Origin of the sequence: Actinotalea ferrariae, assembly GCF_019733465.1 — a bacterium.
In the GTDB taxonomy this organism is placed as follows: domain Bacteria; phylum Actinomycetota; class Actinomycetes; order Actinomycetales; family Cellulomonadaceae; genus Actinotalea; species Actinotalea ferrariae_A.
This window is the reverse complement of the sequence record NZ_JACVQL010000054.1, coordinates 1-21876: the sequence shown is the minus strand read 5'-3', so window position 1 is coordinate 21876 and position 21876 is coordinate 1. Positions and strand designations below refer to the sequence as shown.

General features: G+C 73.8%; 19 protein-coding genes, 2 tRNA genes and 1 pseudogene. 9 read left to right on the top strand and 13 right to left on the bottom strand.

The annotated features are described in order from the left end of the window. From ICW40_RS05225 to cysK, 5 genes are all read right to left on the bottom strand, one after another. On the bottom strand, nt 1-976 hold a 976-nt coding region (locus tag ICW40_RS05225; protein ID WP_221652775.1), incomplete at its 3' end, for a benzoate/H(+) symporter BenE family transporter. Nucleotides 977-985: 9 nt separating this feature from the next. Next, the gene (locus ICW40_RS05220; RefSeq protein WP_221652774.1) at nt 986-1987 is read right to left on the bottom strand and encodes a DUF1648 domain-containing protein; all 1002 of its coding nucleotides are present in this window, start codon (nt 1985-1987) and stop codon (nt 986-988) included. Continuing rightward, nucleotides 1984-2337 carry a GntR family transcriptional regulator gene (locus tag ICW40_RS05215; RefSeq protein ID WP_221652773.1) on the bottom strand — a complete coding sequence of 118 codons (354 nt, stop codon included), beginning with the start codon at nt 2335-2337 and terminating at the stop codon, nt 1984-1986. The genes ICW40_RS05220 and ICW40_RS05215 overlap by 4 nt, the downstream gene beginning before the upstream one ends. A 113-nt stretch (nt 2338-2450) precedes the next feature. Next, on the bottom strand, nt 2451-3035 hold the full coding sequence (gene epsC, locus ICW40_RS05210; protein WP_221652772.1) for a serine O-acetyltransferase EpsC: 585 nt from the start codon (nt 3033-3035) through the stop codon (nt 2451-2453). A 3-nt stretch (nt 3036-3038) separates the two neighbouring features. Further along, on the bottom strand, nt 3039-3974 hold the full coding sequence (cysK, locus tag ICW40_RS05205; RefSeq protein WP_221652771.1) for a cysteine synthase A: 936 nt from the start codon (nt 3972-3974) through the stop codon (nt 3039-3041). Nucleotides 3975-4563: 589 nt separating this feature from the next. On the opposite strand from cysK, the gene ICW40_RS05200 reads away from it, so the two are divergent. Genes ICW40_RS05200 through ICW40_RS05190 form a run of 3 tightly spaced genes read left to right on the top strand, consistent with a single transcriptional unit; the run spans nt 4564 to nt 6358 of the window. Further along, a complete protein-coding gene (locus ICW40_RS05200) occupies nt 4564-5214 on the top strand; it encodes a hypothetical protein (protein ID WP_221652770.1) in 651 nt (216 codons plus the stop codon). Then, nucleotides 5211-5759, top strand: a complete 549-nt coding sequence (locus tag ICW40_RS05195) for a DUF4352 domain-containing protein (protein ID WP_221652769.1) — start codon at nt 5211-5213, stop codon at nt 5757-5759. Before ICW40_RS05200 ends, ICW40_RS05195 begins: the two co-directional genes overlap by 4 nt. Further along, complete coding sequence (locus ICW40_RS05190; RefSeq protein WP_221652768.1) at nt 5756-6358, top strand: hypothetical protein; 603 nt, start codon at nt 5756-5758, stop codon at nt 6356-6358. The genes ICW40_RS05195 and ICW40_RS05190 overlap by 4 nt, the downstream gene beginning before the upstream one ends. A 63-nt stretch (nt 6359-6421) precedes the next feature. On the opposite strand, the gene ICW40_RS05185 is transcribed toward ICW40_RS05190, so the two are convergent. Together ICW40_RS05185 and ICW40_RS05180 are read right to left on the bottom strand one after the other, a co-directional pair. Beyond that, nucleotides 6422-7846 (bottom strand): hypothetical protein, encoded by a 1425-nt coding sequence (locus ICW40_RS05185; protein ID WP_221652767.1) that lies wholly within the window; start codon nt 7844-7846, stop codon nt 6422-6424. Between the two features lie 47 nt (nt 7847-7893). Then, nucleotides 7894-7967, bottom strand: a tRNA-Gly gene (locus ICW40_RS05180). Between the two features lie 138 nt (nt 7968-8105). Between ICW40_RS05180 and ICW40_RS05175 the strand changes: the two genes are divergently transcribed. The 6 genes from ICW40_RS05175 (at nt 8106) to ICW40_RS05150 (ending at nt 14257) form a co-directional block, all read left to right on the top strand. After that, nucleotides 8106-8179: transfer RNA gene (locus ICW40_RS05175), tRNA-Pro, on the top strand. 206 nt (nt 8180-8385) lie between these two features. Further along, a complete protein-coding gene (gene tig, locus ICW40_RS05170) occupies nt 8386-9768 on the top strand; it encodes a trigger factor (protein WP_221652766.1) in 1383 nt (460 codons plus the stop codon). Between the two features lie 248 nt (nt 9769-10016). Then, entirely contained in the window at nt 10017-10649 is a 633-nt protein-coding gene (locus ICW40_RS05165; RefSeq protein ID WP_308121639.1) for an ATP-dependent Clp protease proteolytic subunit, read from the top strand. 85 nt (nt 10650-10734) lie between these two features. Beyond that, on the top strand, nt 10735-11433 hold the full coding sequence (locus tag ICW40_RS05160) for an ATP-dependent Clp protease proteolytic subunit (RefSeq protein ID WP_308121638.1): 699 nt from the start codon (nt 10735-10737) through the stop codon (nt 11431-11433). 138 nt (nt 11434-11571) lie between these two features. Continuing rightward, on the top strand, nt 11572-12849 hold the full coding sequence (gene clpX, locus ICW40_RS05155; RefSeq protein ID WP_221652765.1) for an ATP-dependent Clp protease ATP-binding subunit ClpX: 1278 nt from the start codon (nt 11572-11574) through the stop codon (nt 12847-12849). A 208-nt stretch (nt 12850-13057) separates the two neighbouring features. Then, on the top strand, nt 13058-14257 hold the full coding sequence (locus ICW40_RS05150; protein ID WP_221652764.1) for a baeRF2 domain-containing protein: 1200 nt from the start codon (nt 13058-13060) through the stop codon (nt 14255-14257). A gap of 50 nt (nt 14258-14307) precedes the next feature. On the opposite strand, the gene ICW40_RS05145 is transcribed toward ICW40_RS05150, so the two are convergent. The 6 genes and pseudogenes from ICW40_RS05145 to ICW40_RS05120 form a co-directional block, all read right to left on the bottom strand. Continuing rightward, nucleotides 14308-16107 (bottom strand): AMP-dependent synthetase/ligase, encoded by a 1800-nt coding sequence (locus tag ICW40_RS05145; protein WP_221652763.1) that lies wholly within the window; start codon nt 16105-16107, stop codon nt 14308-14310. Nucleotides 16108-16216: 109 nt separating this feature from the next. Further along, nucleotides 16217-17029 carry an amino acid ABC transporter ATP-binding protein gene (locus tag ICW40_RS05140; RefSeq protein WP_308121637.1) on the bottom strand — a complete coding sequence of 271 codons (813 nt, stop codon included), beginning with the start codon at nt 17027-17029 and terminating at the stop codon, nt 16217-16219. Further along, a complete protein-coding gene (locus ICW40_RS05135) occupies nt 17026-17868 on the bottom strand; it encodes an amino acid ABC transporter permease (RefSeq protein WP_221652762.1) in 843 nt (280 codons plus the stop codon). The genes ICW40_RS05140 and ICW40_RS05135 overlap by 4 nt, the downstream gene beginning before the upstream one ends. 10 nt (nt 17869-17878) lie before the next feature. After that, complete coding sequence (locus tag ICW40_RS05130) at nt 17879-18667, bottom strand: ABC transporter substrate-binding protein (protein WP_221652761.1); 789 nt, start codon at nt 18665-18667, stop codon at nt 17879-17881. Nucleotides 18668-18904: 237 nt separating this feature from the next. Beyond that, nucleotides 18905-21589: a valine--tRNA ligase gene (valS, locus tag ICW40_RS05125; RefSeq protein WP_221652760.1), complete on the bottom strand. Its 2685-nt coding sequence runs from the start codon at nt 21587-21589 to the stop codon at nt 18905-18907. 92 nt (nt 21590-21681) lie between these two features. Next, nucleotides 21682-21876 (bottom strand): annotated as a pseudogene (locus ICW40_RS05120) (hypothetical protein); the annotation flags it as partial.

Genomic DNA, 21876 nt, shown 5'->3' with positions numbered 1-21876 from the left:
GGGCGAGGCCGGCCGCCGCCTCGACGAGGCCGCCGGGCGCCGCCAGCGCGACGGCCGCGACCCCGGCGGAGCCCAGCCCGAGGAGCACGTACCCGATGCCCGCGGTCACGGCCGCCCGCCAGCGTCGTGCCGGGTCGGGACCGGCCTCCGGACCGGCCGCGAGGGCGGCGCTGATCGCCGCGAGGTTGATCGCGTGACCGCCGAGGGGTGCGGCGAGCACGGTGCCGAGACCCGTGGTCAGCAGCACGGGGCGCAGCGGCGCGGTGTACCCGAACCCCGCGAGGACCGCGACGCCCGGCAGGTTCTGCGACGCCATCGTCACCACGAACAGCGGGACCGCGATCGAGACGACGGACGCCGGCGTGAGCTCGGGCGTCGTCCAGACGAGGCTCGGCAGCCACGCCTGCGCACCGAGGCCGCGGACCTCGGGCGACGTGAACGCGAGCGCGGCCGCCACGACGAGCGCGGCGGGCGCCGCCCAGCGCGGCGCCAGCCGCAGCAGCACCGCCCAGACGAGCACGACCGGGGCGACGAGCGCCGGCGCCTCGGCGAGGCCCCGCACGGGCGCCAGGCACAGGTCGACGAGGACGCCCGCGAGCATCGCGGCCGCGAGCGTGGCCGGGATCCGTCGGACGGCGTCGGCGAGCGGCCGCACGAGCCCGACCGCGGCCAGGAGGGCGCCGCACACCGCGAACGCCCCGACCGCGGCCGGCCACCCTCCGTCGACCGCGCCGGTCGTGACGAGGAGCGCCGCGCCCGGCGTCGACCAGGCCACCGTGACCGGCAGCCGCGTGCGCGCGGCGAGCAGCACGGTCGCGAGGCCCATCGCGACGGTCACCGCCATGAGCCCCGACGACGCCTCGGCCGCGTCCGCACCCACGGCGCGCAGCCCGGCCAGCACGACGGCGAACGCGCTCGTGAAGCCCACGACCGCGGTGACGACACCCGCCGTCGTGGTCTGGTCGGGTGCGCGCACGGCGCCACGCTAGGGGGCCGGGGTGGCTCCTGCGCCGCGCCGCGCGGCGAACGTGTTGAGCAGGGCTGCCCCGGTGGCGGCATCGGGCGCCGTCACGACGACGACGGCCCCGCCGCCCCGGTGCACCTCGATGGCCGTACCACGGCGCAGGACGACCCCGGTGCGGCCGTCACGGCCGATCCGCAGGCCCCAGCCACCGAACTCGCGCAGCGGGTCGACCTCGACCACGGCGGCGTGCTCCACCTCGTCGATCGGCACGCGCAGGCTCGGGCGCCGCAGCAGCGACCGCGCGGTCAGGCCCGTGGCGTCCACGGTGACCGTCCAGCGCAGCACGGTGACGAGCAGGGCTGCGAGCACGACACCGAGCACCCCGGCGAACCACCACAGACCTGAGATCGCGCCGATGACGACGGCGAAGACGAGCGCCGCGGCCGCGGCGGGCACGGCGGTCCGTCGGCCGACCTCGCGCACCCACACGGCGTGCTCGCCCGCGCCGAGCGCGACCCGCGGCGCGTCGCCGGGGACCGGGCCGGCCGCAGGGCGGCTCTCGTCCCCGGGAGTGAGGGCGGCGACGAGACCGGCGAGCACCGTGGCGGTCACGAGCGCCCAGGCCATCGCGGCGTCACCCGGCTCGGCGGCCGACGCGTCGGCGAGCCCGCGCTGGGCGGACACCGTGGTGATCAGGACTCCGGCGAGGAACGCGCCGGACCACACGGCGGCCGCGTGCAGCACGCGCCGCGTGACAGCCTGGCCGCCCAGCAGGACCGTGAGCGCGTACATCAGACCGGACATCGCGACGACGCCGACGACGGTCAGGCCGGCGAACACCTCGAGGCTCGCGAACCCGTCGGCGCCGCCGGGACCCCAGTGGATCGCGACCGGGTCGGGCAGCTGCGCGCGCCACGTCAGCGTGAGGCCCGCGGCGCCGGCGACGAGCAGGGTGGGGACCGCGATCGTGAGGAGCGCCGTCGTCCTGCGTCGGCCGGCGGGCAGGCGGGGTGGTGCGGTCATCGCAGGGCCTCCTTGAGCAGGGCGGTCGTGGTCTCGGGGGCGACGCCGAGCCGGCGCGAGGTCGCGACCACCTCGGCGATCGCCGCGTGCAGCGGTGCGTAGTCGGTCGCGGGGCGCGCGCTCACGACGGCGCCGCGCCCACGCCGGAGCTCGATCAGCCCCTCGTCGCGCAGGTCCTGGTACGCGCGCAGGACGGTGTGCAGGTTGACGTCGAGCGACGCCGCGAGGTCGCGGGCCGACGGCAGGCGCTCACCCGGGGCCAGGGCGCCGCCGGCGACGGCCGAGCGCACCTGGCCGGCGAGCTGCGCGAAGAGCGGCTCGGGGGCGCCGGGGTCGATGCGGAAGAGCATGGCAAGAGCATAGTTGTTAGATGACAACTAGAACAACTTGTCCAAGCCGCCTGACGCACGAGGCCGCCCACCCGAGCGGGTGGGCGGCCTCCTGGCGCGAGGACCGGACGGGGTCAGATGTAGATCGCGGGGTCCTCGACGAGGTCCGCCGCCGGCGACGGCTGCGGTCGGGTCCGGACGACCGCGGGGACCCCCACGGCCACGGCGCCCGCCGGCACGTCCTTGACCACGACGGCGTTGGCGCCGATCTGCGCGCCGTCACCCACCCACACGGGGCCCAGGACCTTCGCGCCCGCACCCACGACGACGTCGTCGCCGAGCGTGGGGTGACGCTTGCCGCGGCGCATGGCCTTGCCGCCGAGCGTCGCGCCGTGGAACAGGACGACGTCGTCGCCCACGACGGCGGTCTCGCCGACGACGATCCCCATGCCGTGGTCGATGAAGAGCCGCCGGCCGAGCTGGGCCCCGGGGTGGATCTCGATGCCCGTCGCCGCGCGGGTCGCCTGGGAGAGCAGCCGCGCGAGCAGCCGCAGCCCGGGCTCGCGCCACATGCGGTGGGCCACCCGGTACGCCCACACGGCGTGGACGCCCGGGTAGCCGAGGGCGACCTCGACGAGGCTGCGCGCGGCGGGATCACGCCGTCGGGCGGCGTGCAGGTCCTCGCGCAGGACCCCGAGGAAGCGCCAGAGATGCTCCACGTGTCAGTCCATCAGGTCCGAGTAGAGGACGGAGGTCAGGTAGCGCTCGCCGAACGAGGGGATCACCACGACGATCAGCTTGCCCGCGTTCTCGGGCCGCTTCGCGACCTGGACGGCGGCGTGGATCGCGGCGCCGGAGGAGATGCCGACGAGGAGGCCCTCCTGCTTCGCGGTCTCACGCGCGACCCGCACGGCCGTCTCGGCGTCGACGTCGATCACCTCGTCGTACACGGAGGTGTCGAGGATCTCGGGGACGAAGTTCGCGCCCAGGCCCTGGATCTTGTGGGGCCCCGGCTGGCCGCCGTTGAGGATCGGCGACTCGGCGGGCTCGACCGCGATGATCTGGACGCCCGGCTTGCGCTCCTTGAGCACCTGCCCCACGCCCGTGATCGTCCCGCCGGTGCCGATGCCCGCGACGAGGATGTCGACGCCGCCGTCGGTGTCCGCCCAGATCTCCTCGGCCGTCGTCGCGCGGTGGATCGCCGGGTTGGCCGCGTTGGCGAACTGGCGCGCGAGGACCGCGCCCGGCCGCTCCGCCGCGATCGCCTCGGCGCGCGCGACGGCACCCTTCATGCCCTCCGAGCCCGGCGTGAGGACCAGCTCCGCGCCGAAGGCCCGCAGCAGCGCCCGGCGCTCCTTGGACATGGTCTCGGGCATCGTGAGGACGACGTCGTACCCGCGGGCCGCGCCGACCATGGCGAGGGCGATCCCGGTGTTGCCGCTCGTCGCCTCGACGATCGTGCCGCCGGCGGGCAGCTCACCGGACTTCTCGGCCGCGTCGATGATCGCGACGCCGATGCGGTCCTTGACCGAGCTTGCCGGGTTGTAGAACTCGAGCTTCGCGACCACGGTCGCCCCGGCGCCCTCGGTCACGCGGTTGAGGCGGACCAGCGGGGTGTTGCCGATGAGCGTCGTGACGTCGTCGTAGATGCGGGCCATGGGGGTTCCTCGTCTCTCGTACCTGCGGGGCAGGTGACCGGCGGTGCCGGCGGGGGCGGGCGGTGCTGTGCGGCGTTCGGGGCGTCGTGATGATGGTCGCTGCTGCTGACCGGAACGGCACGGGGGCCACGGTCATTCCTGCGGCGGCCGCGCGCGCGTCGGCGCGGTGGGCGTCGGCGGGGCGAGCGCCGGTCCGGCGCGGCGACCCGCACGGGCGCTCCCGGGGTGGACGGGGACGGCCCAGCGGTCGCGAGCGGTCCGTGGCCGGCGCTCTAGCGACAGGAGGTGCGACAGCACCGACGGCGCGGTGCCGTGCCCGGCCGTACGCACGAGGTGCGCGGCGGGCGGGGTGCGGAGGCCGTGCGGGTACGCCAGGGCGTCCTGGTGGCACCTCCGCACGCGCGCTGCACGGTCGCCGACGCTAGCGCGTGGCGAGCGACGGCAGCAATCCGCCGTCCGGTGCGGCTGCGCCACGCCCGTACGTGGGCGTCGGCAGGCGATGGCGGTCAGCGGGAGAGCCCTGCGGCGGACCGCGCTACCCTGCGCGGGTCCACGCCGACGGCTCCGGTCGGCGCCCGAGGAGGTGCACGTGCGGGTTCCGGGAACCGGTCCGCTGGTGACCCTCTGGACGTCGCCGCGCACCCGCCGTCCCTCCCGCGCCGCCGCCGGCGCGCTCGGCGTCCTGGCCGCCGCCACCGCGGCGCTCGCACTGACGGGCGGGCTGCGGCCCGTCGACGTGGACGTGCGCACGCAGGCGGGCGAGACGGTCGACCTGGGTGCGGTGCGGATCACGCCCACGGGTCACCTGGTCACCGACGACGTGCGGGCGGAGCAGCTCGAGGAGGCGGAGGCGGCCGCCTGGCTCGCCGTCGAGGTGCTCGTCGAGGGCACGAGCGACGAGACGCTCCTCTCGGTCCCAAAGGTCCTGGACGTGCCCGCGGGGATCATGCCCGAGCTCGACGAGTACGACGCCTCTCTGTTCCCCGTGCCCGTACTGCTCCGGGACGGCTCCGACCGGCCGCAGGTCCACCCCGGTCTGCCCGAGGAGATGCTGCTGCTGTGGCCGGTCGAGGACGTCGACGACGTGCCTGACGAGCTCGAGCTGACCCTGCTCGGGTCGGAGCAGTACTTCAGCCGCAGCCAGAACGTGCTCCTGTGGGCTGCTCCCGAGCCCGTCGGCACCGTCGTCCTGCCCCGCCTCGACAGGCTCCCGCCGGGCCTCGCCGGGGCCACCCCATGAGGCGCCACCTGATCCACGTCGCCCTTGCCGTGCTCGTGCTCGCCGGCGGGCTCGTGATCAACCACGCCGAGAGGCACGAGACCACCACGCGGCCCTTCGTCGTGACCGGGCGCGTCGGCGACCGGGTCCCGGTGTGGCCGGGGGGTGTCGTCGTGCACGGCGCACGCGCGGGCAAGGTGGCGGACGACGGGTACGGCGGGGAGGTGCGGACGCAAGGCGTGTGGGTCGCGGTCGACGTCTCGTTCGCGGGTGGCGACCAGCCGGGGCCCCTGGCCGAGCTCCGGCTCGTCGACGCCGAGGGACGTACCTACGACGCCACGGATCGGCTCGACCACGGCTTCCTCGGCGAGCCGCAACCTGCCTCGCCGGTGCGCGCCGAGGTGGTCTTCGAGGTGCCCGAGGACGCGCTGGGACGGCTGACCGTCGTCGCCGACCCGCTCTACCAGGGCAAGCTCGGGCAGAGGGCGCACGTGGACGTCGTGGTCGACGAGGTCGAGCCCGCCGTCCTCCTCCCCGCACGGGCAGTCCTGGAGGAGCCGTGGTGAGGCCGGCCGGTCGGCGCGCGTGGTGGCGGCGCAACGCCGTCGCGCTGGCGCTGCTCGTGCCCGCGGCGGGCGCCCTGGGGTGGGTGACCTCCGAGGACGCGCGCGAGGGCTGGTGGGCGATCGAGAACCACATCGCCGTGACGCCCGGGCCGGGCGGCTGGGCGTCCGTCGAGGACACGATGCTGCGTCTCGTGAGCTTCGAGCGGGTCCGCACCATGCCGGACGACTACGGCGGCACGTGGTCGCCCCCGGCCGGGTACGCGGCGTGGCTCGTGGTCGTGGACTCGCGGAGCGAGGGCGACGTCGTCCGGCTCTGCGACGTCACGCTGGTCGACACCGAGGGCCGCTCGTTCACGGCGCCGGCGCAGGTGCCGCCGATGCCGGTGTACCAGAGCGGGTCGATCCAGTGCGGCATGCCCAACCCGGGTTCCGAGCCTGCGCAGCCCGGCTCCCGCGGCGAGCTGCGCGAGGACGTGTTCCGGAGCGAGGTGCTCGTGGTGACCCCCGCGTCGGCCGAGCCGGCCGAGGTCCGGCTCTCGACCTGGGCGACCGACGGGACCGGCTTCGGCCCGCGGTACGCCGCTCTCCCTGTCCCCTGATCGCCGGCGCGGTGCCGCCCCGATCTCGCGCGACTCGCCGACCCCCCGGGGGTCGCCACCTCGTCAGGTGGTCGTCGCCTCCGCACGGTCGACCGCCGCTGACGCCGGCTCGGCAGGCACGGCTCCCGGTCCGGGGGGGGGCCGCCGGCCGTGCAGGCGCAACGCGTCGGGCAGGCCCAGGCCGACGAGGATCGCGTTGGCCGCTGCCGCCACGAGGGCGAGCGTGAGGACGCGCGACGCGACCGTCCCGACGGTGTCGAGCCACGGCGCGAGCGCGACCCACGCGTTGAGGCTCTCGGGCCCGACGACGACGCGCGCGGCCTCCCACAGGAGCAAGCCCACGTTGTCGGTGACGAGGAACACGAGGCAGACGACGAGGACGGGCCGCCACCCCGCGCGGGCGATGAGGCCCGCGGCGCCGATCACCGCACCGAACCGGCGTTCGGGATCGGTCAGCAGGGCGAGCGCGCGGTCGGTGCGCTCGTCCCCGACGCGGCTCACGACCGCGCCGAGCCGGCGGCGGGCCGCGAGGTCGCGCGCGTGCAGCACCTTCGTGGCCTCGACGCCGTAGACGACCGCGGCGAGGTTGAGCCACGCGAGGGGGATGACGAGACCGGTCACCGCGGCGTTGACCAGGAGACCCAGCCCGGCCAGGGCGACCGCGACCCAGGCGGCGAGGTGCGGCAGCGTCCCGGCGACGCCCTCCCACCACTCGGCGACCGCGACGCCCGCGGCTCGCGACGACCACCACCCGGCGAACGAGCCGAGCGTGTCCGCGACGACGTAGAAGCCGAGCACCACCCAGACCGCCTCGCAGTAGCCGGCGGCGAGGCGCAGGAGGGCTCGGCGACCCTCGCGGGCTGCGGGCGTCCGCCGGATGAGGAGGGTGAGGAGTCGCCGCGCGGCGAGCGCCACGGCGACGGTCGCCACCACCACGACCGACGTGCCGTCGGTGAGGCGCTCGTCGATGTCGCCCTCGAGCGCGATGGTGTCGGTGGCGAGGGCGAAGCCGTGCGCGAGGAGGTCCTGACCGAGCTGGCCGTCGTGCTCGTAGACGAGGAGGAACGGGACGAGGACGGCGGCCGTCGCGACGACCAGCGCCGACACCCCGCGCGCCAGGCGGGCCCGGCGCGACGGCGGGTGCGCCGGGTCGAGCGGCGCGGCCTCGTCCGGGGTCGCGGCCGTCGGGGCGTGCCGGCCCCGGAGCACGAGGAGCATCCCCACGACGGCGAGCAGCTGGCAGAAGGGGACCACCGCCATGACCAGCGTGCTGACGACTCCGGAGGACCGGGAGACGACCACGGCGACGTCGAGCAGCAGCTCGCGGGACAGCACGACGAGGACGGCGAGCAGGACCAGTGCAGGCCAGTGCGCAGCCAGGAGCCGTCCCGTGTCCCGCAGTACCGAGGCGCCCTCGCGGAGGACGCCCGCGTCCCGCGGTGCAGCCTGCTCGGACCGCGTGGCGGCAGGCGGGCTGGTGGCGACCATGCGCGAGAGGCTAGCGGCGCCCGACGGCGCAGGCTCCGGCGGTCCGTTGGAGCGGGCGACGGGAATCGAACCCGCGTAGCCAGTTTGGAAGACTGGGGCTCTACCATTGAGCTACGCCCGCACGCGTCCCCGGCAGGGGAGGCGGGGACCAGGGTAGCCGCACCGACGACGCCGTCGCGCCGCCCGCCGTCGTCGCCCGCAGTAGTCTTCCGCTGCAGCCTCGGCTGCCGGTGCACGCGCGGCTGAGACGCGGGCCCGCCGGGATGTGGCGCAGGTTGGTAGCGCGTCCGCTTTGGGAGCGGAAGGTCGTGGGTTCGAATCCCGCCATCCCGACCGTCCGGCCGATCGGCGACCGACGGCTGCCTCGCGGTGCCGTAGGGGTGCCGTAGGATCGACGCGCTGAGCGTGGCCCACGCCTGCCCGCACATCCCAGGATCTGCCGTCGGGCGCCCCTGCCTGTACCGATCCGCACCCAGTACCGCCCTGCACCATCCAGCGCCGGGACCTCCCGGCCGTCCTAGCCGTTGGAGACCACTGCTGTGAAGAGCGCCGTCGAGACCATCGATGCCACCACGGTCAAGCTGACCGTCGAGGTGTCCCACGACGAGCTGAAGCCGAGCATCGACCACGCGTACGAGCACATCGGCTCGCAGGTCCAGATCCCCGGCTTCCGCAAGGGCAAGGTGCCGGCGCGCATCCTCGACCAGCGGGTGGGGCGTGCGGCCGTCATCGAGCACGCCGTCAACGACGGCATGGCCGGCTTCTACCGTCAGGCGATCACCGAGGCGGACCTGCGCCCGCTCGGCCAGCCGGACATCGAGGTCACCGCGATCCCCGCGCTGACCGAGGCCGACGGCGGCCTGAGCTTCACGGCGCAGGTCGAGGTGCGTCCCGTGGTCGAGATCCCCGAGCTGTCGGGCCTCACCGTGACGGTCGACGACGTCGAGGTCAGCGACGAGGACGTGGACGCGCGCCTCGACGCGCTGCGCGAGCGGTTCGGCACGCTGGTCGGCGTCGACCGCCCGGCCGCCGAGGGCGACTACGTGGTCCTCGAGCTCGTCGCGAAGATCGACGACGAGGAGGTCGACCAGGTCTCGGGCGTCTCCTACCAGATCGGGTCCGGCAACATGCTCGAGGGCCTCGACGAGGCGCTCACCGGGCTCTCGGCCGGCGAGACCGCGACGTTCGAGACCGCGCTCGCGGGCGGCGAGCGTGCGGGCGAGGCGGCGCAGGTCACCGTCACGGCCACGACCGTCAAGACGCGCGAGCTCCCCGAGGCCGACGACGAGTTCGCCCAGCTCGCGAGCGAGTTCGACACGCTCGAGGAGCTCCGTGCCGACCTGCGCGAGCAGGCCGCGCGGATCAAGGCCTCGAACCAGGCCGTCCAGGCCCGTGACCTCCTCCTCGAGCAGCTGCGCGGCGGCGTCGAGATCCCCGTCCCCGCGGGCGTCGTCGAGGCCGAGGTGCACCGCCACCTCGAGTCCGAGGGCCGGCTCGAGGACGACGAGCACCGCGCCGAGGTGGGGGACCAGGCACGTGAGGCGCTCGCCAACCAGATCCTGCTCGACACGCTCGCCGAGCAGCTCGAGGTCCGGGTCTCGCAGAACGAGCTCGTCGAGTACCTCGTGAGCGCATCGCGCCAGTACGGCATGGACCCGAACACCTTCATCAAGACGGTCGACGAGCAGGGCCAGATCCCCGCGATGGTCGCCGAGGTCGGCCGGTCGAAGGCCGTCGCCGTGGCGCTGCGCCAGGTGACGGTCGTCGACGGGTCCGGCGCGCCGGTGGACCTGTCGGAGTACATCGGCAGCGACGACGAGGACGCGGACGCCGTGGACGTGGCCGACGAGCTCGCCGCGGACTCCGAGGTCGCCGACGACGCCGCCGCGTCGGACGAGGCCGCCGAGGACGCCAAGGCCTGACCGGCCGCTCAGGAAGGGGCCCTGCACCGCCTGCCGGTGCGGGGCCCTTCCTGTGCCCGCCCCGTGGCGGCGCCCGGTGCAGGCCGTGATCACCCGGACCTCTGCCGTCAGCGAAACGGGGCCGAGCCGGGACGTGGAGTGTCGTGGCCGCGCGTTAGGGTCACTGCACACCACGAGGGCACCGCGGACGACCGCGGCCCGGCATCGGGACTTTCGATGGTGACGACGGTGAACGGACGAGGAGAGTCGTGAACGAGACGAGCCACGCAGCACCGCGCGACGCGCGGGGCGACGGCCCGAACCTGGGCCTCAACGACCACATCTACAACCGGCTGCTGCGCGAGCGGATCATCTGGCTCGGCTCCGAGGTGCGGGACGAGAACGCCAACGCGATCTGCGCGCAGATGATGCTCCTCGCCGCGGAGGACCCCGAGAAGGACATCTACCTCTACATCAACTCGCCGGGCGGCTCGATCACGGCGGGCATGGCGATCTACGACACCATGCAGTACATCCAGCCCGACGTCGCCACGGTCGCGATGGGCATGGCGGCGTCGATGGGGCAGTTCCTGCTCTCCTCGGGCGCCAAGGGCAAGCGCTACGCGACGCCCCACGCCCGCGTGATGATGCACCAGCCCTCGGGCGGCATCGGCGGCACCGCGACGGACGTGCGGATCAACGCCGAGCTCATCCTGCACATGAAGAAGGTGCTCGCGGAGCTCATCGCGGAGCAGACGGGCAAGTCCGTCGAGCAGATCAACACCGACTCCGACCGGGACCGCTGGTTCACGGCCTCGGAGGCGCTCGAGTACGGCTTCGTCGACCACGTCGTGACCCACTCCGGGTCGGTGGCCGGCGGCGGCGGCACCACGAGCTCCTGACCGCAGCCATGACTCGCACCCACCGGCCCGCGCCGGCCCCCAGCGGCCGCGCGACCCGGGCCCCCCACACCTCCGAGGAGCACCCGTGAGCACCGAGCACCAGTTCATCTCCCGCGCCGCGGCCCTGGCGGGGTCGCACGGCGGCACCGCGCTGCCCTACGGCGCCCCGTCGTCGCGCTACGTCCTGCCCCAGTTCGAGGAGCGGACGGCCTACGGCTTCAAGCGCCAGGACCCGTACACGAAGCTCTTCGAGGACCGCATCATCTTCCTCGGCGTGCAGGTGGACGACGCCTCGGCCGACGACGTCATGGCCCAGCTCCTCGTGCTCGAGAGCCAGGACCCGGACCGCGACATCATCCTGTACATCAACTCGCCCGGCGGCTCGTTCACGGCGATGACGGCGATCTACGACACGATGCAGTACATCAAGCCGCAGATCCAGACCGTGTGCCTCGGTCAGGCGGCCTCGGCCGCCGCCGTGCTGCTCGCCGCCGGCACCCCGGGCAAGCGGCTCGCGCTGCCGAACGCGCGTGTGCTCATCCACCAGCCCGCGATGGAGGGCGGCGGCTACGCGCAGGCGTCGGACATCGAGATCCACGCCAACGAGCTCATCCGGATGCGCGAGTGGCTCGAGGAGACGATCGCGCGCCACTCGGGCCGCGAGGTGGAGCAGGTCCGCAAGGACATCGAGCGCGACAAGATCCTCTCCGCGGAGCAGGCGCGCGAGTACGGTCTCGTGGACCAGGTCCTCGAGAGCCGCAAGGCCGCCGTCGTCCCGTCCTGAGACATCACGCCCGCCCGGGACACGCGTCCCGGGCGGGTGAAGGACACGCCGCCAGGCCCGTGCGGGCTGACAGCGCGCGCGGCGTGGTGTGCAATGGTCGTAGGCGGCCCGGGACCGGGCGCCAGGGAGGGGAAAGCAGTGGCACGCATCGGGGACGGCGCTGACCTGCTCAAGTGCTCCTTCTGCGGGAAGAGCCAGAAGCAGGTCAAGAAGCTCATCGCCGGGCCGGGCGTCTACATCTGCGACGAGTGCATCGACCTGTGCAACGAGATCATCGAGGAGGAGCTCGCCGAGGCCACCGAGGTCGGCATGGTCGAGCTCCCGAAGCCGCGCGAGATCTTCGACTTCCTCGAGCAGTACATCGTCGGGCAGGAGCCCGCGAAGCGGTCGCTCGCGGTCGCGGTGTACAACCACTACAAGCGCATCCAGGCCGGTGAGCTGAGCCGCGTGGGCAACGATGCCGACGCCGTCGAGCTCGCGAAGTCCAACATCCTGCTCATCGGCCCCACCGGCTGCGGCAAGACCTACCTCGCGCAGACGCTGGCCAAGATGCTCAACGTCCCGTTCGCCATCGCGGACGCCACGGCCCTGACCGAGGCGGGCTACGTCGGCGAGGACGTCGAGAACATCCTGCTCAAGCTCATCCAGGCCGCGGACTACGACGTCAAGAAGGCCGAGACGGGCATCATCTACATCGACGAGGTCGACAAGATCGCCCGCAAGAGCGAGAACCCGTCGATCACGCGCGACGTGTCGGGCGAGGGCGTCCAGCAGGCGCTGCTGAAGATCCTCGAGGGCACGACGGCGTCGGTGCCCCCGCAGGGCGGGCGCAAGCACCCGCACCAGGAGTTCATCCAGATCGACACGACGAACGTGCTGTTCATCGTCGCCGGCGCCTTCGCCGGTCTCGACGAGATCATCACGTCGCGCGCCGGGCGTCGGGGCATCGGCTTCGGTGCGCCGCTCCACTCGGCCGACGACACGGACGTGTTCGGCGACGTCATGCCCGAGGACCTGCTGAAGTTCGGGCTCATCCCCGAGTTCATCGGTCGCGTCCCGGTCATCACGACGGTCTCGCCGCTCGACCAGCAGGCGCTCGTGCGGATCCTCACCGAGCCGCGGAACGCGCTGATCAAGCAGTACCAGCGGATGTTCGAGATCGACGGGGTCGAGCTCGAGTTCACGCCCGACGCGGTCGAGGCCGTCGCCGACCAGGCGCTCCTGCGCGGCACGGGTGCCCGTGGCCTGCGCGCGATCCTCGAGGAGGTGCTGCAGCAGGTGATGTTCGACGTCCCGAGCCGGGACGACATCGCCCGCGTGGTGGTCACCCGCGAGACGGTCCTCGAGAACGTCAACCCGACCATCGTCCCGCGCGAGCCGGCGCCCAAGCGCACGCCGCGTGAGAAGTCGGCCTGACCCCAGACGCACCGACCGACCACGAACGCCCCGCCACCCCGTGGCGGGGCGTTCGTCGTCCGTCCCGGACGCCGTGGCACGGGGCGGGCGCCGAGGTGTCGGAGAAGTCCCTGAACAGGTGGCGCCGCGCGGCGGTTTGGCAGAGGGTGGGGAGAACCGAGAGCCGGCGCCGTCTGGCCGGCATCAGCGACCAGATCGTGAGGACCTGATGAAGCTCGACTCCCTGAAGCCCCTGATCCACCACGACGGACCGCTCACCACCGTGTGCCTCGACGTGACACGTGGCGACGAGTCCGGCGGCGACCGGGAGGTCCGCAGCCGGTGGAACGGGATGCGACGGGCGCTCGAGCGCGACGGGGCGCCCGCCGAGACGCTCCAGGCGATCGAGGAGGTCGTGCTGCGCCCGACGCACGTGCCGGGGCCGCACGGCCGCTACATCGTGGCGTCGGGCTCCCGCATCCTCATGGACCGCGTGCTCGCCGAGCCGCCGGTGCGCGACGAGGCGTTCCACGACGGCGCACCCTCGCTGTCCCCGGCCGTCATGGCGGCCGACGAGGCCGTGAAGTACCTGCTCGTCGAGATCGACCGCCTGGGCGCGGACCTCATCTGGTCCGACCCGGACAGCCACGAGCCGGGCGACGTCGTGGACCACGTCGAGGGCGGGCACGACGAGCTGCACAAGTTCGGCGGTGGCGGCTGGGCCCATCGACGCTTCCAGATGCGGGTCCAGGACTCGTGGGAGCGCAACGCGGAGGCGGTCGCGGCCGAGGTCGACAAGGTCGTCGCCGAGCACCGGCCCGAGCTCGTGCTCGTCACGGGCGACATCCGCGCCGTCTCCCTCCTGTGCGAGAACGTCGGGCACCACGCGAAGGAGATCCTCGTCGAGGTTCCGGGCGGCTCCCGGGCCGACGGCGTCAAGGAGGACGTGTTCGCCGAGAACGTGCACGCCGTCCTCGAGGCGCACCGGGCGCGGCGGCGCGAGGTGGTCGCCGACCGCATGCGCGAGGCGCTCGGGCGCGGTGACGGGGCCGTGACGTCGCTCGACGACCTCGTCGACGTGCTGCGCAAGGGCCAGGTCTCCGAGCTCGTCGTCATCCGCAACGCCGCCGGGGCGTCCGTCGCGCGCCTCAACGAGCGCCAGCTGTGGTGCGGGAGCGACCCGCTGCAGCTCGGCGTGCGGCGCGAGGACGTCACCGCGCTCGGCGCGCCGGACGGCGAGGTGCGTCAGCTGCGGGCCGACATCGTCGTGCTGCGCGCCGCGATCGCGCAGGACGCCGGCTTCACCTTCGCCATGGAGGGGAGCCTGGACCTCGTCGACGGCGTCGGCGCGCTGCTGCGGTGGACCGACGCCGCGACCCCGCACGAGGCCGCCCCGAGCTACACGGCGGACACCCACCGCCGCCACTGACCCGGCCTCGCCGGCAGGCCGCCCGCGGGCGGCCCGCCGGCGGGTCGGCGTCAGCGGGTGTAGAGGTTGTCGATCTCCGTCCCGAAGTCCGTGAGGACCAGCGCGCGCTTCACCTTGAGCGACGGCGTGAGGTACCCGTTGGCCTCGGTGAAGTCGCTCGGGAGCACGTGGATCTTGCGGATCGACTCGGCGCGCGAGACGGCCTCGTTGGCCCGCTCGACGGCGCGGTCGAGCGCGGCGAGCACCGCGTGGCTGCGGGACGCAGCGGCCGGGTCCATGGCCGGCAGGCCGTGCGAGCCGAGCCAGCCGGGGAGCATCTCGGCGTCGAGGGTGACCAGGGCGCCGATGAACGGCCGGCCGTCGCCCACGACGACGACCTGGCTCACGAGCGGGTGCGCGCGCAGGCGGTCCTCGAGCACCGCAGGCGCGACGTTCTTGCCGCCCGCCGTCACGATGATCTCCTTCTTGCGGCCGGTGATCGTCAGGTAGCCGTCGTCGTCGAGCGAGCCGAGGTCGCCCGTGCGGAACCAGCCGTCCACGAGCGCGTCGGCGGTCGCCGCCGGGTTGCCCCGGTAGCCGCGGAAGACGTGCGGGCCGGCGATCTCGATCTCGCCGTCGTCGGCGATGCGGACGGAGGTGCCCGGGAACGGCGGGCCGACCGTGCCGATCTTCGTCCTGGCCGGCAGGTTCACCGCGGTGGGCGCCGTCGTCTCGGTGAGGCCGTAGCCCTCGAGCACGCGCAGCCCGAGGCCGCGGTAGAAGTGCCCGAGCCGTTCACCGAGCGGCGCGCCGCCCGAGACGGCGAACTCGGCCGCACCGCCGAGCGCCGCGCGCAGCCGGTGCAGCACGAGCCGGTCGGCGAGGGCGTGCTGCGCCCTGAGCGCGGCCGGGGCGCCGTCCGGCGCGTCGAGCGCGCGCGAGTAGGCGATCGACGCGCGCGCGGCCCAGCGGAACAGGCGCTGCTTCACGCCGCTCGCCGCCTTCTGCTCGGCCGAGTTGTAGACCTTCTCGAACACGCGCGGCACGGCCAGGATGAACGTCGGCCGGAACGTGCCCAGGTCGGCGAGCAGGTTCTTGGTGTCCGGCGTGTGCCCGATCACGGCGCCCGACGCGACGCAGAGCACCTCGATGAACCGGGCGAACACGTGCGCGAGCGGCATGAAGAGCAGCGTGCGCGACGTCGGCCTCGCCACGACGTCGGCGAGCCCGGCCACGCCCTCGAGCGAGAGCGAGACGAAGTTGCCGTGCGTCAGCTCGACGCCCTTGGGGCTGCCCGTCGTGCCGGACGTGTAGATGATCGTGGCGAGGTCGGCCATGTCGGCGGCCGCGCTGCGCCGCTCGACCTCCTCGTCGTCGACGCGCTCCCCGGCCTCGCGCAGGGCCTCGAGCCCGCCCTCGTCGATGACGAGCACGTCGTCGAGGTCCGGGAGCGACTCCCGGACCGAGGCGGTCGCCGCGGCGTGCGCCGTCGTCTCGACCACGGCGAGACGCACGCCGGCGTCGGCGAGGATCCACCGGATCTGCTCGGCCGACGACGTCTCGTACACCGGCACGGGCACGCCGCCCGCGGCCCAGACGGCGAAGTCGAGCAGCGTCCACTCGTAGCGCGTCCGGCTCATGATGGAGACCCGGTCGCCCACCTCGACGCCCCGGGCCACGAGGCCCTTGGCGAGGGCGTTGACCTGGTCGACGAACGTCCGGGTGCTGACCTTGGTCCACGTGCCGCCCAGGCCCTGCTTGCGCTCGACGAGCGTCCCGTCGGGGGACCGCTCGAGCCGGGCGGCGAGCAGGCGCGGGATCGACAGGGTCGGGTCGTGGTCGATCAGGCTCGGGCTCGATGCTTCGCGCACGGGCGGTTCTCCAGGTCGGTTCCGGCTGTCCTGCGACCCTAACGCCGGGGAGGGCGCGCCCACCGGTCGGACCGGCGACGCACCGGGCCGCGAGGCGGGCGCGGGGTGCTCAGCCCGCCGCGGGGTGGCGGTGCGTCGGGTCGAGCACGCGCGCCAGGAAGGAGCGTGTGCGCTCGTGCGCGGGGGCCCCGATGACCTGGTCGGGCGTGCCCTGCTCGACGACGACGCCCTCGTCCATGAACACGACCCGGTCGGCGACCTCGCGCGCGAACGCCATCTCGTGCGTGACGACCACCATCGTCATGCCGGCCTCGGCGAGGTCCCGCATGACGGTGAGCACGTCCCCGACCAGCTCGGGGTCGAGGGCGGACGTCGGCTCGTCGAAGAGCATGAGCGCCGGGTCCATGCTCAGCGCGCGGGCGATGGCGACGCGCTGCTGCTGCCCGCCCGAGAGCTGCCCGGGCGTCGAGCCGGCCCGGTCGGCGAGGCCGACGAGCGCGAGGTTGCGCCGCGCGACCTCCTCGGCCTCGGCGCGAGAGCGCCGCAGCACGGTGCGCTGGGCGAGCGTGCAGTTCTCGAGCACCGAGAGGTGGCCGAAGAGGTTGAACTGCTGGAAGACCATCCCGACGTGGGTGCGGACCAGGTCGATGTCCACGTCGGGGTCGGTCACCTCGGCGCCCAGCACGTGCACGGTGCCCTCGGTGGGCTGCTCGAGCAGGTTGACGCAGCGCAGCAGCGTGGACTTGCCCGACCCGGAGGGGCCGATGACGCACACGACCTCCCCGGCGGCGACCTCGAGGTCGATGCCCCGGAGCACGTGGCGTGGCCCGAAGGACTTGTGCAGGCCGCTGATCGCGACGACCGGCGCGGTCGAAGCGGCGGGTGCGTCTGCGGCCGACGTCCCGGCCGTTGTCGTGGTCACACGTGCCCCCGGTGTCCGGTGGTGCGCTCGAGCCGGCGCGTGAGCGTGCTGAGCGGGATGGTCAGGACGAGGTAGACGAGCCCGACCGCGACGATCGACGTGAGGCCGCCGTCGGGGTCGCTCAGGGCGTTCCGGCCCACCTTGGTGAGCTCGTAGTCGCTCGTCGCCAGGCCCAGCGCGAAGACGAGCGAGGTGTCCTTGAGCAGCAGCACGACCTCGTTGGTCAGCGGTGGGAGCACGATCCGGAACGCCTGCGGCACGACGACGCGCAGCATGGTCGCCGTCGGCGACATGCCGAGGCTCCGGGCCGCCTCGACCTGCCCGCGCGGGACGGCCTGGATGCCCGCGCGGAGCGTCTCGGCGATGTACGCGGCCGAGACCAGCCCGAGTGCGAGGGCGATCTGGAGCACGACCGAGTCGAACCGGACCTCGAACGCCGTCGGGATCGCGTAGCCGAAGGCGAGGACCACGAGGAGCGCCGGGATGCCGCGGAAGAACTCGACGTACGCGGTCGCCAGGACGCGCCACACGCGCACGCCCGAGAGCGTCATGAGCGCGAGGACGAGGCCGAGCCCGAGCCCGACGGCGAACGCGGCGACCGTGTAGATGACCGTGTTGAGGGCCGCGCGGGGGAGCAGGGGCGCGATCGCCCGCACGGCCGCCGGGTCGGCGAACGCGGCACCGACACGCCCCCAGTCCGCGGTCGCCGCGACGACGACCACGACGACGAGGAGCGCGCCGTACTGCACGCCGCGCGAGACCTGGGCGCGTCGCCGCGGGCTCGTCCGGGTGCGTCCCGCGGTCGCGAGCGCGGCCGCGGCCGCCTGGGTGGTCGTCATCGGAGCCGGCTCACGCGGTCGGCGCGGTGCCGATGTGCTGCTCGTACAGCGCGTCGTAAGTGCCGTCGTTGCGGATGCGCTCGAGCGTCGCGTCGACGGCCGCCAGGAGCGCCGTGTTGCCCGTGCGCACCCCGATGCCGTACTGCTCGCCCGTCGGGAACTGGGCGCCGATCTCGAGCTCGTCGTCGACGTAGGAGCCGAGCACCGCGATGTCGTTGACGACCGCGTCGACCTGGCCCGCGCGCAGCGCCTCGACCTGGAGGCCGAGGTCCTCGAGCTGCACGGTTCCCAGGTCCTGCTCGAGCGCCCACTCCTCGCCCGTGGTCGCCTGCTGGACGCCCACCGTGAAGCCCTCGAGGTCCTCGATCGACGTCAGGTTCGAGCCCGCGGGCACGAGCAGGCCCTGGTCGGCGTCGAAGTGCGGCTCGGCGAAGTCGAGCCGCTCCTCGCGCTCGTCGGTGATCGTGATGCCGGACGCGACGACGTCGCACTTGCGCGTCTCGAGGTCCTGGCCGGACTCGAGACCCTCGAACGGCGTCGAGACGATCTCGAGGTCCACGCCGAGGTCGGTCGCGACCTCGCGGACGATGTCGACCTCGAAGCCGACGACCTCGCCGTCCTCCTCGTACGTGAAGGGCTCGTACGGCGGGTTGGCGCACATCGTGAGCACGCCCTCCTCGACCAGCTGGACCTCGTCCGGCGCCGCCGTGGCGACGTCGTCCGTGGCGGTCGAGCTGCAGCCCGCGAGAGCGAGCGCGGCGAGCGCTGTGACGACGGTGGCCTGGGTCCGGCGGAGCATGCGGGGTCCTCTCATCGAGCGGGTGTGCACGTGTGCGTGCCGTGGAAGTTTATTCGGCTGCAACCATAGGTATGCACGAGAACGCCTGATTGTGACGAACGTCGCTGTCGTGGTCCCGGAGGTCAGGCGGAGACGGGGCGGAGCGGGAGCGACACGGTGCGGACGCGACACGGTGCGGACGCGACGAGGGGCCCCACCGACTGGTGGGGCCCCTCGTCAGACGGGTGCGGACCTGGCTCAGGCCTCGCCGAGCTCGTGGCTGCGGACGAGCGCGGCCTCGACGTCGTCGCCGACCAGCGTGAGGCCCTGTGCCCGGCCCGCCGCACGGACGTCGTCGGCCACCGGCTCGACGAGTGCCAGGTGCACCGACGGCACGACGAGCTCGGCCCGCAGGATCGGCGTGCGCATGGAGACCTTCGCCTCGGACTTGACCTTGCGCAGGGCCGCGAGGGCGCGTCCCGCGGCGTCGAGCGCGGCGGGGTCCGCGTCGCCGGCCGCCGCACGCAGCGGTGCTGCGTCAGGCCACGGCGCGCGGTGCACCGAGCCCTCGCGCCACCACGACCAGACCTCCTCGGTCGCGAAGGGCAGCACGGGGGCGAGCAGGCGCAGCAGCGTGTCGAGCGCGAGCGCGAGAGCGGCACGGGCCGAGGCGGTCGCCTCGGGCGAGACCGTGAGCCCCTCGGCGGCTGCCCCGTAGGCGCGGTCCTTGACGAGCTCCAGGTAGTCGTCGCAGAACGTCCAGAAGAACGTCTCCGTGAGCTCGAGGGCGCGCGTGTGGTCGTACGCCTCGAGCGCCTCGGTTGCGCGCTCGACGACGTCGGCCAGCCCGGCCAGCATCGCGCGGTCGAGCACCTCGGTCACGGCCGCGGCGTCGAGCGCCTGGGCCGTGGGGCCGCCGTCGCCGCCGAACGAGAGCGCGAACTTGCTCGCGTTGAGCACCTTGATCGCGAGGCGCCGGCCGATCTTCATCTGGCCGACCTCGAAGGCCGCGTCCGTGCCCAGCCGCGCGGAGGCGGCCCAGTACCGGACCGCGTCCGAGCCGTGCTCCTCGAGCAGGCCCATCGGCGTCACGACGTTGCCCTTGGACTTCGACATCTTCTTGCGGTCGGGGTCGAGGATCCAGCCGGAGATCGCCGCGTGCCGCCAGGGGAGCGAGCCGTGCTCGAGGTGCGAGCGCACGACGGTCGAGAAGAGCCACGTGCGGATGATGTCCTGGCCCTGCGGACGCAGGTCCATCGGGAAGACGCGCGCGAACAGGTCGTCGTCCCACTCCCAGCCGCCGGCGATCTGCGGCGTGAGGGAGGACGTCGCCCACGTGTCCATGATGTCGGCGTCGCCGACGAAGCCCCCGGGCACCCCGCGCTGGTCGGCGGTGTATCCCGGCGGCACGTCGCTGCTCGGGTCGATCGGCAGGGTCGCCTCGTCGGGCGCGATCGGGTGGTCGTGGTCGACCTCGCCGTCGGCCGTCACGGGGTACCAGAGCGGGATCGCGACGCCGAAGAAGCGCTGGCGCGAGATGAGCCAGTCGCCGTTGAGGCCACCGACCCAGTTCTCGTACCGCACCCGCATGAAGTCGGGGTGGAAGGCCAGCTCCTCGCCGCGGCCGAGCAGCTCGGCGCGCAGGTCGCGCTGCTCCCACTCGCGCCCGCCGTTGCGGATGTACCACTGGCGCGACGTGACGATCTCGAGGGGCTTGTCGCCCTTCTCGAAGAAGTTCGCCTTGCGCTGGGTGGGCACGGGCTCGCCGTCCAGGTCGCCGCTCGCGCGGAGCGCGTCGACGACGGCGGTGCGCGCGGAGAAGGTCGTCTTGCCGGCGAGCTCGCCGAACAGGGCGCGCCCGGCCTCGGTCGTGATCCACTCGGGCGTCTCGCGCGAGAGGCGGCCGTCCCGCTGCACCACGGAGCGCGTCGGCAGCTGGAGCTCGCGCCACCACTGGACGTCGGTCAGGTCGCCGAACGTGCAACACATCGCGATGCCGGCGCCCTTGTCGGGCTCGGCCGCGGGGTGCGCCAGCACGGGCACCTCGACGCCGAACAGGGGCGACGTCACGGTGGTGCCGAACAGGTGCTGGTAGCGCTCGTCGTCGGGGTGCGCGACGAGCGCCACCACGGCCGGGATGAGCTCGGGCCGCGTGGTCTCGATGTGCACCGGGCCGTCGGCGCCGCCGAACGCGACCCGGTGGAAGTGGCCCGGGTAGTCGCGCGCCTCGAGCTCGGCCTGCGCGACCGCCGTCTGGAAGGTCACGTCCCACAGCCCCGGCGCCTCGGCCTGGTAGGCCTCGCCGCGCGCGAGGTTCCGCAGGAAGGCCTTCTGCGCGACGGCTCGCGACCGCGCGTCGATGGTCTGGTAGTGGTGCGACCAGTCGACCGAGAGGCCGAGCCGGCGCCACAGGGCCTCGAACTGGCGCTCGTCCTCGACGGTCAGCCGCTCGCACAGCTCGACGAAGTTGCGGCGCGAGATCGGCACCTGGTCGGCGCTCTTGATGCTCTTGCCCTCGCCACCCTCGTGCGGGGGCGTGAAGTCCGGGTCGTAGGGCAGCGACGGGTCGCAGCGCACGCCGTAGTAGTTCTGCACGCGGCGCTCGGTCGGCAGGCCGTTGTCGTCCCAGCCCATCGGGTAGAAGACCTCGCGCCCGCGCATGCGCTGGTACCGAGCGACGACGTCGGTGTGGGTGTACGAGAACACGTGGCCGACGTGCAGCGACCCGGACACCGTGGGCGGCGGCGTGTCGATCGAGTACACCTCGTCGCGCGTCCGGGTGCGGTCGAACGCGTACGTCCGCTGCTCGGTCCAGGCGGCGTCCCATCGCGCCTCGAGGCCCTCGAGGCTCACCTTGTCGGGTACCCGCGAGGTCCCCGCTACGGCCGGCGCCGGGGTGGTCGGCGCTGCGGTCGGGGGGGTCGGGGGTGCCTGGTCGCTCATGGTGCGCGATTCTTCCAGACCGCACGGCCCGGGCTCGCCCTGAGCCGGGGCCGTGCGGGTGCGGGCGCCCGTCCGGGTCGGACGCCCCGACGTCACGCGCTCAGCCGCGCGCGGTACGAGCCGTCCGCGACGTCCGCGACGGCGCCGGGCCGGTGCGGCTCCCAGGCAAGCTCGGCACGCGTCGCCGCCGAGCGCACGACCTGGTGCAGGCCGAGCGCCTCTGCGAACGGCGCACCCGTCGCGGCGCGGACGTCGGCGTCGGGCCAGCGCTCGGCCCGGGCGGGAAG